Below are 15,256 nucleotides of genomic sequence, written 5' to 3' on the forward strand. Positions count from 1 at the left end.
TCGCGGCACCCATCTATACGGCTCGGCAGCCGTTGCCGGCACCACATCGGCCACATCCTCATCCGCTGTAGGAGCGCATCCGGGCGCGACGAAGCTTCATCGGTAACGGCGCATCGCGCGCGAGCGCGCTCCTACCGTGCCAGCGCGCCACCGATCAACGCGTGCGCATAGCGCCGGTCTCCTTTACCGGCTCGCCGACATTGGTCTTCAACCACTGCTCGCTCTCGGCCAGCATCTGCATGATCGATTGCCGCGCGCGGTAAGCATGCGATTCGTTGGGCAGCATCACCAGCCGCGCAGTGCCACCCAGGCCCTTGATCGCGGCGAACATGCGCTCGCTCTGGATCGGGAAGGTGCCGGTGTTGTTGTCGTCCTGGCCGTGGATCAGCAGCAGCGGGTCCTTGATCTTGTCGGCGTAATTGAATGGCGACATCGCCTGGTACACCGATTGCGCCTGCCAGTAATTGCGCTCTTCGGCCTGGAAACCGAACGGGGTGAGCGTGCGGTTGTAGGCGCCGCTGCGTGCGATGCCGGCCTTGAACAAGCGCGTGTGTGCGAGCAGGTTGGCGGTCATGAAGGCACCGTAGGAATGCCCGCCGATGGCGATGTGCTCGCGGTCGGTGACGCCACGCCGCACCACTTCGTCCACCGCGGCCTGCGCATCGGCGATCAGCTGCGGCACATAGGTGTCGTTGGGTTCGGCATTGCCTTCGCCCACGATCGGCATGCTCGGGTTGTTGAGCACCACATAGCCGATCGCCAGAAACGCCTGCGGCCCCCAGTAGCTGATCGCGTTGAAACGGTACGGCGAATCGGTGACCTGGCTGGCGGTGTCGGCGCTTTTGAATTCGCCCGGGTAGGCCCACATCAGCAACGGCCGTGGCCCGTCGCGCTTGGGGTCGTAACCGGGCGGCAGCAAGAGCGTGGCGGTGAGGTCCACGCCGTCGGCACGCTTGTAGCGGATCTGCTCCTTCTGCACGCCGCGCAATTGCGGCAGCGGGTGCGCGAAGTGCGTCAACGCGCGCGCCGCGGTGCCATCGCCCAGCGACTGCACGACATAGTTGGCCGGTTCTTCCGGCGATTCGCGGCTGAGCAGCAGTTGCGTGGCCTGCGCGTCCAGCAAGGCCAGCGGCGCCGAATAGGTCGGCGCCTGCGAATGGAACAGCCGCGTGGCCTGCTTGCTGCGCAGATCGAATCGATCGACGAACGGGCGGTCGCCCTCCGGCGAAGCACCTTTGCCGAACAGGAACAGGCTGTTGCCATCGCTGCTGGTCTGCAGCAGCGGGCGGCCCTTGCCGTCGGCCACCGTCGCCGGCGTGCCCGGGTCCTTGTAGCGGTCCTGCGAGGAGCGGTCCCACAACAGTTCGGGCGCGCGTTGCGGTTGATCCGGTGCGATGCGCCATTGCTTGGTGCGGCGGGTCTTCCACCAGCTTTCGCTCAAGATCGCCAGATCGCCGCGGCCCCACTGGATGCCTTCGAATCGGCTGCCCAATTGCGCCAGCGTGACCGGCGCGCGGTTGAACGGCGCGGCCTGCATCCGCACCGCGTCGCGGACCTTGCTCTCGCGTGCCGGGTCGCCACCGTCCTGCGCTTCGGCCCACACCAGCGTGGCCGGTGCATCGTGCCGCCAGGCGATGTCGCGCACGCCGGTCGGCACCGCATCGTTTCCGGTCGGCAGACCTTCCACCAATGGCAGCTGCGCGATCTGACGCACCGGTTTGCCCTGCAGGTCCAGCACCTGGATGCGGCGCGGGAAGTTGTCCACCGGCACCAGATACGAAAACGGCCGCTCGCTGCGTTCGCTCAGGATGTAACGGCCATCCGGCGACACCGACAGGTTGAGATAGATGCCTGGCGTGGCGATCGGGCGCACCTGCCCGGCCACCGTGACGATGATCGGCTGGCCGGTGGCGTAGTACTCGAACACGCGCGCATCGGCTTCGTTGCGCAGCAGGTCCTGATACGTGGGCAGCGAGCGCACCCCGGCAGCCGCACTGGTCTGCTGGGTCGCCGGCCCGGTCGGGATCGCATCGCGGGTCGGCGGTGCGCCCTGTCGTGCAACCTGTTGCTGCAACAGCAAACCACTGCCATCGGGCAACCAACGCAAGTCGTCGTTGACGCTGGTGTTCAAGCCGGCCAGCAGCCGCCGCGCTTGCCCGGCCGCCACGTCCACCAGCCACAGTTCGTTGGCGCCGCTGGCGGCATCTTCGCGGCGGAACGCCAGATGGCGTTGGTCGGGCGACCAGCTCAGATCGGCCAGCGACAACGGGGAGGGCAACCCGGCGATCTGCCGCTCGCTGCCGTCGGCCACCGACAGCAGCCACAGCTTGCTGGCGAACGAAAAGCGGCTGGCCGCAAAGGTCTTCGGATGGATGCGCAGGCCGGCCAGCTTCAGCTCCGGCTGGGCCACCTCGGCGATGTCCGGCAGTGCGGGCATTTGCAGCATCGCAGCCAGATCGCGCCTGGGCGAGAGCTGCAGCAGCGGCGCACGCGGGGCATCCACCACCGCCTGCAGTGCCTTGGACGGCAGTTGGTAACTGCTGCCTGGCGCAGGGCCTGGTGGAGCAACTGCCGCGTTGGTCGCTGCCGGGCGAGCCGTCCCGGCCATCACCGGTGCGCTCAATGCCAGCACCCCTGCCAACGCCCATGTGTGCTGCCGCCAGCCTTGCGCATGCCGTTTCGCCCGCATCGTCCGTCCCCGCTGATGATCGACTCCGGACCATAGCAGCCGCCTGTCGGCCGCTCCCCTGCCGTTGGTAGGGGGTCGGCCGCAATTCATGCCGCGCGAGGGTGCTGCCGATATAATCGGGCACTCTCGTCGAGGGGCGCTGCGACCGGTAGAGCGGACTGATCCGCTCACTGCACCACAGGTGCAGGTACACGGCCAGGCTCGACCAGCAGTTACCGTTCAACGGCGCCCGGCATTGCAGACATTCGTTTGCCTACCGGAGCCATTGCATGAACGCTGTCACAAAGATCACCCCGCATACCGACTACAAGATTGCCGACATCTCCCTGGCCGATTGGGGCCGCAAGGAGCTGGACATCGCCGAGCACGAAATGCCGGGCCTGATGTCGATCCGCCGCAAGCATGCGCAGACCAAGCCGCTGAAGAACGTCCGCATCACCGGCTCGCTGCACATGACGATCCAGACCGCGGTGCTGATCGAAACGCTCAAGGACATCGGCGCCAATGTGCGCTGGGCCTCGTGCAACATCTTCTCCACCCAGGACCACGCCGCCGCTGCGATCGCTGCGACCGGCACCCCGGTGTTCGCCTGGAAGGGCGAGACGCTGGAAGAGTACTGGGACTGCACCCTGGACGCGCTGACCTTCACCCTGCCCGACGGCACGCTCACCGGCCCGGAGCTGGTGGTGGACGACGGCGGCGACGTCACCCTGCTGATCCACAAGGGCTATGAGCTCGAGAACGGCAGCACCTGGGTGGACGAGCCGGCCTCCTCGCACGAAGAGGGCGTCATCAAGGCGTTGCTCAAGCGCGTGGCCGTCGAGCGCCCGGGCTACTGGGGCCGCGTGGTCAAGGACTGGAAGGGCGTCTCCGAGGAAACCACCACCGGCGTGCACCGCCTGTACCAGATCGCCGAAGCCGGCAAGCTGCTGATCCCGGCCATCAACGTCAACGACTCGGTCACCAAGAGCAAGTTCGACAACCTCTACGGCTGCCGCGAGTCGCTGGCCGATGGCCTCAAGCGCGCGATGGACGTGATGCTGGCCGGCAAGGTTGCCGTGGTCTGCGGCTACGGCGATGTCGGCAAGGGCAGCGCCGCCTCGCTGCGCGCCTATGGCGCTCGCGTGATCGTCACCGAAATCGACCCGATCTGCGCATTGCAGGCGTCGATGGAAGGCTTCGAAGTCAACACCATCGAATCCACCCTGGGCCGGGCCGACATCTATGTCACCACCACCGGCAACAAGGACATCATCACCGTCGAGCACCTGCAGGCGATGAAGGACCAGGCCATCGTCTGCAACATCGGCCACTTCGACAACGAGATCCAGGTCGATGCGCTCAAGGCGCTGAAGGACGTGCAGAAGATCAACATCAAGCCGCAGGTGGACAAGTACGTGTTCCCCAACGGCAACGCGATCTTCCTGCTGGCCGATGGCCGCCTGGTGAACCTGGGCTGCGCCACCGGCCACCCGAGCTTCGTGATGTCCAACTCGTTCGCCAACCAGACCCTGGCTCAGATCGACCTGTGGGAAAAGCGCGACACCTACGAGAAGAAGGTCTACATCCTGCCCAAGCACCTGGATGAAGAAGTTGCGCGTCTGCACCTGGAAAAGATCGGCGTGAAGCTGACCACCCTCACCAAGGACCAGGCCGACTACCTCGGCGTGCCGGTGGAAGGCCCGTTCAAGCCGGATCATTACCGCTACTGAGACGTGGGCGCATGTTCGCCCATCCTCGACAGTGTCAATCAACGGGCGCCGCAAGGCGCCCGTTGTGCTTCAAGGCCATGATCGGCACGACGTCGAAGCTGAATCTGCGCACGCGTTGCACTACGCGTTCTCGCCTGCGCTGTGGTCGGCCGAACGTGACAGACCGCGCGGCGGCCAGGGCCACGACACGCCGACATTTGCTGCAGCCGCTATTGACCGATCTTCGCCGATGGCACTGTCAGCCGCGTGCGCTCGCCTCGTCCGTATCCATCGCAGCAGGCTCATACACGGAGATCTGGCTACGGCTGCGCGCAGTGTAGGGCTGCCCGCTCCAATCGCCCCATCTGGCCCGCAAGCGCAAGCCGGCGATCCGTGCCATCAGATCCAACTCGGAAGGCCAGAGGTAGCGATAGCGATCGTTGAAGACGCGGGTCGCCGACTCACCGATCATCACGATGCGCTGCTGGATCAGCTGCCGGGCCGGATCGGAGCTGGAGCACATCAGCATCACCGGCACGTCGCCCTCGTCCAGGGCCGGCGCCTCCAACGACCTCACCTTGCCGTCCGCCAGCAAGGTCTCCGCCTGCGGCACCATCGTCTGCAGGACGAACACGCCGGACGTTGCCAGGCGCTCGCGCACCGCGCGCAGGCAACGCAATTGGTCGTCCTGCGTCAACAGATAGCCGAGCGAATACACCGAATAGATCAGGTCGAACGGCCCGGCGACCGGGACATCGACAAAATCGGCGCAGACCAGGGTCAGTCGCTCTGCACCGGGCTTGGCACGCAGCATGTCCAACATGCCAGGCGAGTTGTCGATGCCGCAGACCGCCGCGCCGCCAGCCGCCAGCGGCAGCGCGATACGGCCGGTGCCGATCCCCAACTCCAGCGCCGTGCCACTGCCGACCAGTGCCGCCAATGCCTGCGCACACTGCGCTGCACTGGCAGCGGCCCAGTGGTCCCTCAGGCGATCGTAGTATTGCGACACCTGATCGTAGGCGTGCGCCGACGATGCATCCATGCCCCTCTCCGCGAAAGAGTCGCTGGCCACCCTAAGCAACCATCCCGGTCGTCGCATGCGCCGCCGACGCAACATCGCCGGTGGCGAGCCAATGCGCGCACTCGGTGCCAAGCTCGGCGACAACACGCTGGCGATAGGCCGCATCGACTGCCGGTGCCAGTCGGTCACGCCACCGCCCATTGAGACCTTGATTGAAGAAGGCTCGGCCGCCGTCGCGCCAGAAACCGGCGCCCTGTGGAACGTAGCGCGCCGCGTGCGCGCGCATGTAGTCCAGACTGCAGTGCGCCAGCACGCGCTCGCAGCACTGGGCATCCAGCGGGATATCCAGGAATGCGGCAATGCGCCGCACTTGCGCAGGCAGGTCATGCAGCAACGCGGCGTAATGCACCAGCAGCACGTTGTCGTAATCGCGCAGCGCCCACCAGGAACGCACGCCCTCCCAGAACGGCCACAGCGGCGCACCATCGGCGCGCATCCAGTTCTGGAAATAGTCCTCCACCGAGCACGTGGGCGGCGGCATGACCTTCAATTTACCGTTGCTGGAGGGCTCCGCATCCAGACGCGCCTGTGCATCCGCGCTGACTGCTCGCTGATGGTCGTACAGGCTCCAGACGATGTCGCGCGCATCGCGGCCGACGTAGAGATAGCGGGCGCGTTCGGATAGCACCAGCGCATCGGCGGGCAGATGGGTTTTCACGAAGCGGCGATGGCGTTGCTCGGCGAGCAGCCGCTGCTTGGTGGCCTTGTCCGGATACACCGAGTCGAACCAGGGCGACAGCCGCGAGACCTCGATCTCCTCGGCGCCGCCGAAGATCAGTTGCGCGACGATCTGCTGCACCCAGGTCGTCCCTGCCTTGGCATAGCTGGCGATGACGACATCGTCGTCGCGAAAGGCGAAGTCGTTCCAGACTGTCGAGTCGAAAAAGCGATTGGGATATTCGCGCTGCTTGGAGGGCATGCCCACATCGGCGTCCTGTCGGTTGTCATCGCATCGGGCTCATCGGATATGCACGAGTAAACACTTCGCAACCGCATGATCCGCATCCGCGCCTGGCTCCAAGTCCCGGCAAGACGGCATAACGTCTGCCGCACATCCGCACACTGCACTTGCAGCACATCGGTAACCTGCGGCAGCGCGCATCGCCGTCGCCGACGATGCGCGTGCATGCGGGCCATCCGGCAAAGCCTGCCCGGGCATTGCAGTCACTGCGTGTAGATATACGCCACCTTGCGCGGACCAAACATTTTTAGAATCTTCGAAAACACGAGTGACAGCATGGCTTTGGCAGTTTTCATCACGCGCACCTCTTCTGGAAGTTTCAGAAATGGCGAACTTTGACATTCGCCTTATTCAGGCTAGCAATAGTCATATGGCCAATCAACATTATGGTTGGTACTTTATTTTTAAAATCAAATTATCGGGCATGTGTCGCAGAATAAGCCACGCAATGTGCGTTTATCCGAACAGATCTTCGCGCAGGTACTCCAGATATTCGCGCACATGTCGCTCGCGTGCGGCAACGTCGTCCGGCAGACGCAAGCCGCGCGTAAACCAACGCAGCCGCGGCCGTGCGTGCAAGTGTGGGTAAGGCTTGTGCGGCAGCGGTACGCCGAGGAAGCTGCATAGTGGCGCCCAGCCTTGCCGAGCCGAAAATACCAGCAGCCGTTCGGCTGGCACCGTATCGATCACCGCCTGATTCCAGCGATTGAAGTAGTCGACCATGAAGGCGCGGTCCTGACTGCGCCCGCCCATCTGCTGCTTCAAGAACGTACTGAATGTTTCGCCTTCGGGGCCGACGAAGGTGCTCTTTCTGCCCGGCATCAGGATGGTCTGGGTCACCGACTCGAACCAGCTGTCGGGATCGCGCACCGTCAGGACGACCTTGGCCTGCGGATATACCTCAATCAATTGCCGCCAGTAATAGCAACCAGGATGGTCGGTGCTCGAACGGTAGCCGGCGAAGATGGTCGACCAGTCTGCGGCACCGCGCTCGGCGGCATTCCACAGCGGCAGTGCCGTACGCATGTTCGCGGCGACCTCCGTGGCGTGATAACACGGTCCAAATCCCAAATGTTCCAGCGCGAACTTCAGCGACAGCGTCCCGGTTCGGCCTAGGCCAGCACCAAGCACTTCTAACGACATGGCGATTCTCCGATCCGTTACACGCAGGGCGGCAACCTAGCACGCAGCCGTGGCGTACGTCCCGGCATTGGCAGTCAGGATGGATGTGGCAACTACACGCGCCATGCGCGATTTAAGTGGCGGACAAGAACGCGGATCGCAACGACGCGCTCACCCGCGCCAATTGGCATTGCGCTCCCAGAACGCCACGCTACGCCGATACGCCTCGCGGTCCAGCGGCGTGCCCGAGCCGCCCTCTTCCACACCCAGGGCATTGCGCAACATGGTGATCGGTGCCATCGGAATCTCGTCCGGCTCTGCGGTGTACAGACAACCCACCACACCCCAGTCTGCCTCGATGGGTGTGCCTTCCTTGGCCAACTGCTCGCGGCTGTAGAGGATGGGCAGCAGATAGGCAGCCACCGGTGGCTCGACACCTTCGAACCACCGCACCAGCACGGCCAATTCCTGCGTGCTGCGTGCCTCGTAGCCGGAACGCAGCAGGTGCCGGTTGTCTTCGGTAATGGGAATGGTGAGGCAGCGGGTCGAGGTCCAGTTGCAGTGCACATGCAATTGGCAAAACGGCGCATAGCCCTCGATCACGCGTAGCGGCGCCTCGTCGTTGAGCCGCTGGATGAACTGCTCCGGCGTGCAGTCCTGGATGGCATTGCGACGCCCATCGCGCGGAAACAAGCGGGTGCGGGCGAACTGGGTCAGGACGATCGACATGAGTGGGGTATGCGGCGACAAAGAGCGCCAGGGTAGCGCGCAGGCGTTCGCACGACTACGTTGATCAGCATCAGCCGACCGCGCGGCGATCGGACTGGCCCGAGTGCCTGGCCTGGTTCCCGACAGTCACCGAACATGCACCGACAGCATGCAGGTACGCAGCACGTAGCGATGGCGCGCCTGCGGCGGAGCGGGATCCGTCCGGCAATCACCCAACGCGGCCGTTCGCCGGCGCTACCAGATCAAATCGTCCGGCACCTTGAACTGGCTGTAGTACTCGTCATCGCTGTCGGCCGCAGCCGGCGCGCTGTTGCGTCCGTGGTCCAGCACCACCGCATCGGCATCGCGGCTGTAAACCTTGTCGGCGGCCGCGCGCGGAATCAGCTCGAAACCATCACCGTACCGCACGATCACCAGCGCGCCGCTGGCCAACTGGCTGCGCAGCGTCGTGTTGACCAGCACGCTACGGATCACGCTGCCGTCGTTGAAGCGGTAGTCGATCTCGCCTTCGCGCTTGACCTTGTTGGTCTCCACGATCTGCCGCACCTGCGCGAGCACTTCCTGCTGGCGCACCTGCACGTTGCGCTCTTGGGCCAGCGCACGATCGCGCTCGGCACGCTCGGCCTGCAGGCGCGCCGCATCGACCTTGTCCGTCGCCGCCGGCTGCACCGCCGCGCCCTTGGCATGGCGCTGTTTGACCTGTTCGCGCGCAACCTTGTCCACCTGGGCTTTTTTCACCAAGCCGGCCTTGAGCAGCTGTTCTTGCAATGGATTGCGCATCGGGAGGCCGGGCAGTGGACTGGCGACTAGTTTAACGCGGCCAGCACCGGCCCATCATCGTGGCCGGGCCGAGCCGTTGGGATCGCCTGCAATCCAGATTGCAGCCATGCAGCTGCCAGGCGCAGCCAGCTGCAGGCTCGGGCTTATCGCCGCTGCGGCGGGCGGTTGCTGCTCGGCGCGATGCGGATGCAGCGTACAAGACGCAAATCGGCACCTTGGCCTTGCCACACGAGGGCAGCGCAGCGTGCAACGATGACGTGCACACTGCCGGCGGCGAACAGCGAAGCAGCTGATCTGTGTCACCCGCGACGGTCCAGCGAGATTGCGCCGGCCACGTTGCACGCGCCGCATGCTAACGATGAGCATTGCCTATCGCCAAGCCTTGATGTGACAAGGCAAGTGCAGGCGAGATTGCAACGGCCGTGTGGTTCCCTGATTTTTGCGACCAATCGCGCCGTTGGCGCCCAACCCGGCGCCCAGATTGCTGGCCCGCTGCAGTGAATACGTATGCACAACCCCCATGCTGCGCCGCGATGCGCGCTTAGCATCACCGCGCGCTGCACGCCGTGCGCGCTTTCCGGAACAGGGGCCGGAAGCCTTGATGCGGGCATCGCGCACTGCGCGTCGGCCTGCGCTTACCACTGGAGATCGATCCGATGCGCAACACGCCTGCTCATGCCCCACCTTCCCTGATACAACGCGGTGCACGTCTCTTGCTGACCGCATTGGTCCTGCTGCTGACCACCGCCAACGCGCAGGCCGATGTCATCCTGCATGCCTTCAACTGGCCGTATGCCACCGTCGAAGCGCGCGCCAAACAGATTGCCGATGCAGGCTATCGCAAGGTGCTGGTCGCCCCCGCGTACCGCTCCGAAGGAAGCGCGTGGTGGGCGCGCTATCAGCCCCAGGACATTCGCCTGATCGACAACCCGCTCGGCGACACCGCTGCATTCAAGAAGATGGTCCAGGCGCTGGCCAACAACGGCGTGGAAACCTATGCCGACATCGTGTTCAACCACATGGCCAACGAAGCGGCCACGCGTTCAGACCTCAATTACCCGGGCAGCGCGGTGCTGTCGCAGTACGCTGCAAACCCCGGCCGTTACGATTCGCTGCGTCTGTTCGGCACGCTGCAGTCAAACTTCCTCAGCGCCAGCGATTTCGGCCCGGCGCAATGCATCAGCAACTACAACGACGCCTACCAGGTGCGTAATTACCGCATTTGCGGCGGCGGCAGCGATCCAGGCCTGCCGGATCTCGTGGGCAACGACTGGGTGGTGCAGCAACAACGCGCCTATCTGCAAGCGCTCAAGAGCATTGGCGTGACCGGCTTCCGGGTGGATGCGGCCAAGCACATGACCTTCGACCATCTCAATCGCGTCTTCGATGCCGGCATCCGCTCGGGTGTGTATGTCTTCGGTGAAGTGATCACCGGCGGCGGTACAGGCAATGGCGATTACGACCAGTTCCTGGCCCCGTATCTGCAATCCACGCCGCATGCAGCCTACGACTTTCCGTTGTTCAATGCGGTGCGCAATGCGTTCGCGATCGGCGCCAGCATGCAGCAGCTGGTGGACCCCGCCGCGTCCGGACAGGCATTGCCGGGCAATCGCGCCGTGACCTTTGCAGTGACCCACGACATTCCCAACAACGCCGGCTTCCGCTACGCAATTCTCGACCCGGTGGATGAGACGCTGGCCTACGCATACCTGATCGGTCGCAACGGCGGCATGCCGATGATCTATACCGACAACAACGAAAGCGGCGACAACCGCTGGGTCAACGCCTATCTCCGCGAAGACCTGCGCCGCATGATCGGCTTCCATAACGGCGTGCAGGGCACCGACATGCAGGTCTTGTCGTCCAGCTCCTGCCATATCCTGTTCCGTCGCGGCAGCCTAGGCATCGTGGGCATCAATAAGTGCGGCAACCCGGTCACCACCACGGTGGGAATGAACAACAGCGTGTTGTACTGGAATGCCGACTACGTGGACGCGTTGGGCTCGGGCAACGTGGTGCGCATTTCCAGCAGCTCGTACACCTTTACCCTGCCGGCGCGCGGGGCGCGCATGTGGCGCCGCTGAGCAGCCACCACAGCATGGCGGTGGCACTACGTTGCAGTGCTCCCATCGTTTGAAATGGTGACTGGCGCGTCGGCGTGCGACGTTGCACGCCACGCCGCAGTGCGATCAAGGCGAAGCCCCCGACGCAAACCGGCGTATGGGGGCTTCGTTGCCTCTACGTGCTGGCGCCGATCGACTGCACCAGGATGCCGCGGGGTGCAGTACACGCCCACTCGCATCGATGGACCGCCAACACGCCTTGCAGTCGGCCCGTTTCCTGCGCACCGCGCACCGCGGTGGGCGGACGACGCTGGCAGCGGCGCACGATTGTGTGCCCCGAACCCCGCTTCCATCGATCGCAGTCGGCCGCAGGACCGCTGGCATTGACCAGCGGTGTTCACCGTTGGCGAGCGGCAGAACGACTTACCAGGCGAACGCTGCGGTGACCTGGCGTGCGCCGAGCATGAACGCATCTGCCACGTGTACGAACGGTGCAATATCCACTTCCGATTGGCCCGCGCGTACCAGCTGCACGAAGCGCCCGTACAAGCCGTCGTATTCGCTGGACGCTGGCAGCGCCTTAAGTTGCCCATCGATGCTCAACTTGGCCCCGCCTTCGCTGAGCATGAGCAGGCCCGCGGTGGTTTCCACTTCGATGTCCCAGCGCTGGTGGCCGGTCTGCAGGAAATCGAATTCGGCCGTTACCGGGAGTCCTGCGGTGTCGACGAATGCGAGCCTGGCATACAGCGGCGCCTGGCGGTTTTCCGGGGTATGCAGCTCGGCGTCGCGCAGCGCCAAGCTGCGCGGCAGCAGATGGGTCGCGATGGAGAGCGCATTGATGCCGGGATCGAACACCCCCATGCCGCCGGGTTCCAGAATCCAGTCCTGGCCTGGATGCCAGTGGCGAATGTCTTCCTTCCAGGTGATGTGCGCGCGCACGAGTTGCTTGTCGGCCAACCATGCACGGGCAGGCTCGACACCGGCGGCGCAACGCGAATGCCAGCTGGTGAACAGGCTACGTTGCGCACGCCGCGCTACGTCCTGCAGGTCATGAATTTCGGCGAGCGTGGCGGCCGGCGGCTTCTCCAGAAACACATGGCGGCCGGCCATCAACGCGGCCTGCGCCAATGCGTGCCGTCCGACCGGTGGCGTGCACAAGGCCACCGCTTCGATCTGCGGCTGGGCGGCAAATGCGTCTTCCAGGGTGTGATAGGCGGGCACACCGTCGACCGTGCCATGCCGGCTCACGGTGGCCACCAGCTGCACATCGTCGCGCGCGGCGATGGTCGGCACGTGCTGGTCGCGGGCGATCTTGCCGATCCCGACAAGGGCGATACGCAATGCGTCTGGATGCTTCATCGAAACCTTCGTGCTGGTAGGGGTGGCCCGATGCGAACGCCTGCACGCACACTGCCTGGCCAATGCTGCAGCGGCGCGATGCGGAGAGCGCACGCGACGGCGCAGTGTACGGTCAGCGTGCAGCCCACTGCGAGACATCGCTCCTGCTTGTTTTGCTATACCTGTATGCCAGCCGCTGCCTACCGGGCCTGCTCAGTTGCGCCACGAAGACAATGCGCGACGGCTGCAGATGGTGTCGGCGCGGCGGTTGGAATTGGCGGTGCTCGACCACACGCCACTAGCCTCTTTTGCAGCATGCGATTGACGCCGGCGCGCGTGCAGACAAGTATCGCTGCCGGCACGCCGATGTGCCGTCGCCATCGAAGGCTGCACCGATGTTGCATCACGTTTCGCTGGGCGTTCGTACGATCGAGATATCCGCCGAATTTTTCGACGCAACGCTGGGTGCGCCTGGCTATGTGCGGGTGTGGTCCGATCTGGAGCCAGGCACGCTCGACCAGGCGGTCGGCGATGGCAGGCCCGGTGGCGACGATTGCCTGGCGTTGAAACAACGCCAGGCAACGCAATGTGCCCCGGGGGTCGGATTCCATCTGGCATTTGCCGCCACCGACGCGTCCGCCGTGGACGCGTTTCACCGAGCCGCGCTACGGCACGGCGGTCACTGCAATGGCGCACCCGGCTTGCGACCGGATTATGGCGATGACTATTACACCGCGTTCGTCATCGACCCGGACGGCCACCACATCGAAGCGGTGGTCGACTGTACGCCGCCACGGTAACCAGCACCGCCGCTACGCAACGTTGGAATATCGGTGGGTTAATGCGCAGCGACAGCGAGCTCGCCATGCGCAGTGAAGGTCATGGCGCTGCCTGCGTCAGGAAACGGTCGAAGTCGCCGATGTTCATGCTGCCCCAACCCGACGCGAAGTCCCAACCGTAGCTCGCGTTGTATCCATCGCGATACAGGCCATTGCTGCCGACCACCACGTCATGGGCGCGCTGCGCATCGTGACGCTGGCTCGCGTACTGATAGATCTGCGGCGCGACGAAGCCCAGAGTGGGATGCGACTGCAACAGCCGGGCGATATAGCCGGCGAAGGTCGGGGTGGCGGCACTGGTCCCCCACACATACCAGGCAGCCTCGTTCCCTTGCGCATCGGTGCCGCGGATCTGCGCACTGCTGTAGAACGAGCCATTGAAGCTGACGTCGGGCACAGCGCGGTAGCCGGAGGCCGTCTGCCCCGGCAGCAGGGTGCGCTGCCACTGCGGCGCATAGGCAATCTTGCTGAGGCCGCCCTGGCTGAGGTGGCGGCCGACACCGGCATTCCAGACGCGCTCGGAGGCGTAGCTGCCGGGGTTGCCGCCCTGGGTCAGCAACTCGGTGGCGCCCACCGCAATCGCGTAGCGGTGCGAAGCCGGCCAACCGACCTGGCGCAGGTCCGGGCGCCCCGCCAGCGTGTCGTAATAAGGCGCGTTGGCGCGTGCGCTCAGCGGCAGGTAGACGCCGTCGTCGCCGCTGCAGATCAGGAAGTTCTGCCCCTGACGCACCGCCTTGGTCAGGCTGGCGTCCATGGCCTGGAAGACCGCGTCGTTGACCTGGATTTCCTGCCCATAGATCGACATGCTGACCACGCGGGCCAGATTGTCGTCGGCCGCGCGCGCCATGCCATCGATCATGCTCTTCCAGGAAAAGTCCGGGATGTTGTAGATGATCAGGCGCTTCAACCCGCCGGCGCTGCCGACCAGCAACTGGGTATCCATGTCCCACTCGACTTCCGAATCCTTGCTGGCGGCATCGGACTGGTAACCCGGCGCGCTAGGGTCGCCCACCGTCACCACCGTGACCGGGGTGTGCAGGCCGTGCAGGTCCTGGAAGCTCTGCAGCCGCGCGAGGGTATTTTCCAGATTGCCGGCGGCAATGACCGCACCGACGATATCGCTGGCCGGTGCCAGCGTATCGGCGCCGTACGCGCTATTGAGCTCTTCGATGCTGTGGCGCACGACTTCTGCGCCGCCGCCGCTGTTGGCGGCCGTCACGGCGCTGCTGTTCAACAACGATGTGCGCGCGGCGCTCAGCGGCGCCCCGTGCGGGGTGACCTTGGCGCCGGCCGTGCCGTCCAGGCCAACCACACCTTGCACCACCGCCTGCAAGCCGGCCGGCACTGCGACCGTGCCCTGCGCAGCGGAAACGCCGAGGCGGCCATCGGCACTCACTGCACGCAGCGGGGTGCCAAGGGCAGCCTGCAATGCCGCCGCTGTCGCGCGAACCTGCAGCAGGCGGCCATCGATGGCCGGGCGTACATCGGTGATGCCATACCGGCTCAGATAGGCCTTGACCTGTGCGATATCGCGGGTGGAAGCAGCCGATGCGCGTGCCAGTTGGCCGCGCAACAGCGGATCGCCGCCATCGCGGGTCAACCACTGCTCCACCGTCGCTTGTTGCTGACGCATGGTCACCTGCGGCTTGAGCACCAATCCCACCTGCAGGATGCGTTGCGGCGCCAGCGCGCCACCGACGGCGGGTTGCGCAGGTGCCTGTTCGGCTGCCTGCGCGACACCGGTCATACCCAGCGCGACGGCGCAAGCCAGGACGGCCTGAGAGAAAGAGCGCGTCATCATTCGTGTGCCGCCATTGATCGTGAGTTAACAGGCTGCGGATTCTCACGAGGCGGCAGTGGTTTCAGGCGCAACAGTGCGAACTCTGTGTGCGTAAAACGATGCGGCCGCGAACTGACACGCGAACCTCGTGCCGAGGTAGCTGTGCGATTGCGCGGTGGCGGG

11 protein-coding genes and 1 riboswitch are annotated in these 15,256 nt (G+C 64.9%); of the genes, 3 read left to right on the plus strand and 8 right to left on the minus strand.

The genetic code is table 11. The annotated features are described in order from the left end of the window. Nucleotides 1-154 precede the first annotated feature (154 nt). The gene (locus tag AC1POX_RS17915) at nucleotides 155-2,689 is read right to left on the minus strand and encodes a S9 family peptidase (protein ID WP_338334393.1); all 2,535 of its coding nucleotides are present in this window, start codon (nucleotides 2,687-2,689) and stop codon (nucleotides 155-157) included. 125 nt (nucleotides 2,690-2,814) lie between these two features. Further along, nucleotides 2,815-2,927, plus strand: a riboswitch (S-adenosyl-L-homocysteine riboswitch). A gap of 31 nt (nucleotides 2,928-2,958) precedes the next feature. On the opposite strand from AC1POX_RS17915, the gene ahcY reads away from it, so the two are divergent. After that, nucleotides 2,959-4,401 carry an adenosylhomocysteinase gene (ahcY, locus tag AC1POX_RS17920; protein ID WP_057681862.1) on the plus strand — a complete coding sequence of 481 codons (1,443 nt, stop codon included), beginning with the start codon at nucleotides 2,959-2,961 and terminating at the stop codon, nucleotides 4,399-4,401. A gap of 238 nt (nucleotides 4,402-4,639) precedes the next feature. Here ahcY and AC1POX_RS17925 read toward each other — a convergent pair whose 3' ends face one another. The 5 genes from AC1POX_RS17925 to AC1POX_RS17945 form a co-directional block, all read right to left on the minus strand. Continuing rightward, on the minus strand, nucleotides 4,640-5,422 hold the full coding sequence (locus AC1POX_RS17925) for a class I SAM-dependent methyltransferase (RefSeq protein WP_218532120.1): 783 nt from the start codon (nucleotides 5,420-5,422) through the stop codon (nucleotides 4,640-4,642). A gap of 31 nt (nucleotides 5,423-5,453) precedes the next feature. Beyond that, nucleotides 5,454-6,386 (minus strand): sulfotransferase domain-containing protein, encoded by a 933-nt coding sequence (locus tag AC1POX_RS17930; RefSeq protein ID WP_029818694.1) that lies wholly within the window; start codon nucleotides 6,384-6,386, stop codon nucleotides 5,454-5,456. Between the two features lie 492 nt (nucleotides 6,387-6,878). After that, nucleotides 6,879-7,565: a sulfotransferase family protein gene (locus tag AC1POX_RS17935; protein ID WP_005910850.1), complete on the minus strand. Its 687-nt coding sequence runs from the start codon at nucleotides 7,563-7,565 to the stop codon at nucleotides 6,879-6,881. A 150-nt stretch (nucleotides 7,566-7,715) separates the two neighbouring features. Further along, nucleotides 7,716-8,273, minus strand: coding sequence for a DUF3228 family protein (locus AC1POX_RS17940; protein ID WP_209261694.1), 558 nt, complete (start codon nucleotides 8,271-8,273; stop codon nucleotides 7,716-7,718). A 234-nt stretch (nucleotides 8,274-8,507) separates the two neighbouring features. Next, entirely contained in the window at nucleotides 8,508-9,053 is a 546-nt protein-coding gene (locus tag AC1POX_RS17945) for a DUF2058 domain-containing protein (protein ID WP_039417995.1), read from the minus strand. A 713-nt stretch (nucleotides 9,054-9,766) separates the two neighbouring features. Between AC1POX_RS17945 and AC1POX_RS17950 the strand changes: the two genes are divergently transcribed. Beyond that, the gene (locus AC1POX_RS17950; protein WP_372356438.1) at nucleotides 9,767-11,137 is read left to right on the plus strand and encodes an alpha-amylase family protein; all 1,371 of its coding nucleotides are present in this window, start codon (nucleotides 9,767-9,769) and stop codon (nucleotides 11,135-11,137) included. Nucleotides 11,138-11,539: 402 nt separating this feature from the next. On the opposite strand, the gene AC1POX_RS17955 is transcribed toward AC1POX_RS17950, so the two are convergent. Then, nucleotides 11,540-12,475, minus strand: a complete 936-nt coding sequence (locus AC1POX_RS17955) for a Gfo/Idh/MocA family protein (protein WP_008573520.1) — start codon at nucleotides 12,473-12,475, stop codon at nucleotides 11,540-11,542. 374 nt (nucleotides 12,476-12,849) lie between these two features. Here AC1POX_RS17955 and AC1POX_RS17960 point away from each other — a divergent pair, with 374 nt between their 5' ends. Further along, complete coding sequence (locus AC1POX_RS17960) at nucleotides 12,850-13,254, plus strand: VOC family protein (protein ID WP_029818689.1); 405 nt, start codon at nucleotides 12,850-12,852, stop codon at nucleotides 13,252-13,254. Between the two features lie 79 nt (nucleotides 13,255-13,333). On the opposite strand, the gene AC1POX_RS17965 is transcribed toward AC1POX_RS17960, so the two are convergent. After that, nucleotides 13,334-15,094, minus strand: a complete 1,761-nt coding sequence (locus AC1POX_RS17965) for a S53 family peptidase (protein ID WP_014089400.1) — start codon at nucleotides 15,092-15,094, stop codon at nucleotides 13,334-13,336. Nucleotides 15,095-15,256: the final 162 nt, after the last annotated feature.

The organism is Xanthomonas sp. NCPPB 3442, assembly GCF_056725145.1.

Bases quoted from the DNA above. Each gene is read 5' to 3' on its own strand.
- AC1POX_RS17955 (WP_008573520.1), bottom strand. From the start codon at position 12,475: ATGAAGCATCCAGACGCATTGCGTATCGCCCTTGTCGGGATCGGCAAG.
- ahcY (WP_057681862.1), top strand. From the start codon at position 2,959: ATGAACGCTGTCACAAAGATCACCCCGCATACCGACTACAAGATTGCC.
- AC1POX_RS17925 (WP_218532120.1), bottom strand. From the start codon at position 5,422: ATGGATGCATCGTCGGCGCACGCCTACGATCAGGTGTCGCAATACTAC.
- AC1POX_RS17935 (WP_005910850.1), bottom strand. From the start codon at position 7,565: ATGTCGTTAGAAGTGCTTGGTGCTGGCCTAGGCCGAACCGGGACGCTG.
- AC1POX_RS17965 (WP_014089400.1), bottom strand. From the start codon at position 15,094: ATGATGACGCGCTCTTTCTCTCAGGCCGTCCTGGCTTGCGCCGTCGCG.
- AC1POX_RS17915 (WP_338334393.1), bottom strand. From the start codon at position 2,689: ATGCGGGCGAAACGGCATGCGCAAGGCTGGCGGCAGCACACATGGGCG.
- AC1POX_RS17960 (WP_029818689.1), top strand. From the start codon at position 12,850: ATGTTGCATCACGTTTCGCTGGGCGTTCGTACGATCGAGATATCCGCC.
- AC1POX_RS17940 (WP_209261694.1), bottom strand. From the start codon at position 8,273: ATGTCGATCGTCCTGACCCAGTTCGCCCGCACCCGCTTGTTTCCGCGC.
- AC1POX_RS17945 (WP_039417995.1), bottom strand. From the start codon at position 9,053: ATGCGCAATCCATTGCAAGAACAGCTGCTCAAGGCCGGCTTGGTGAAA.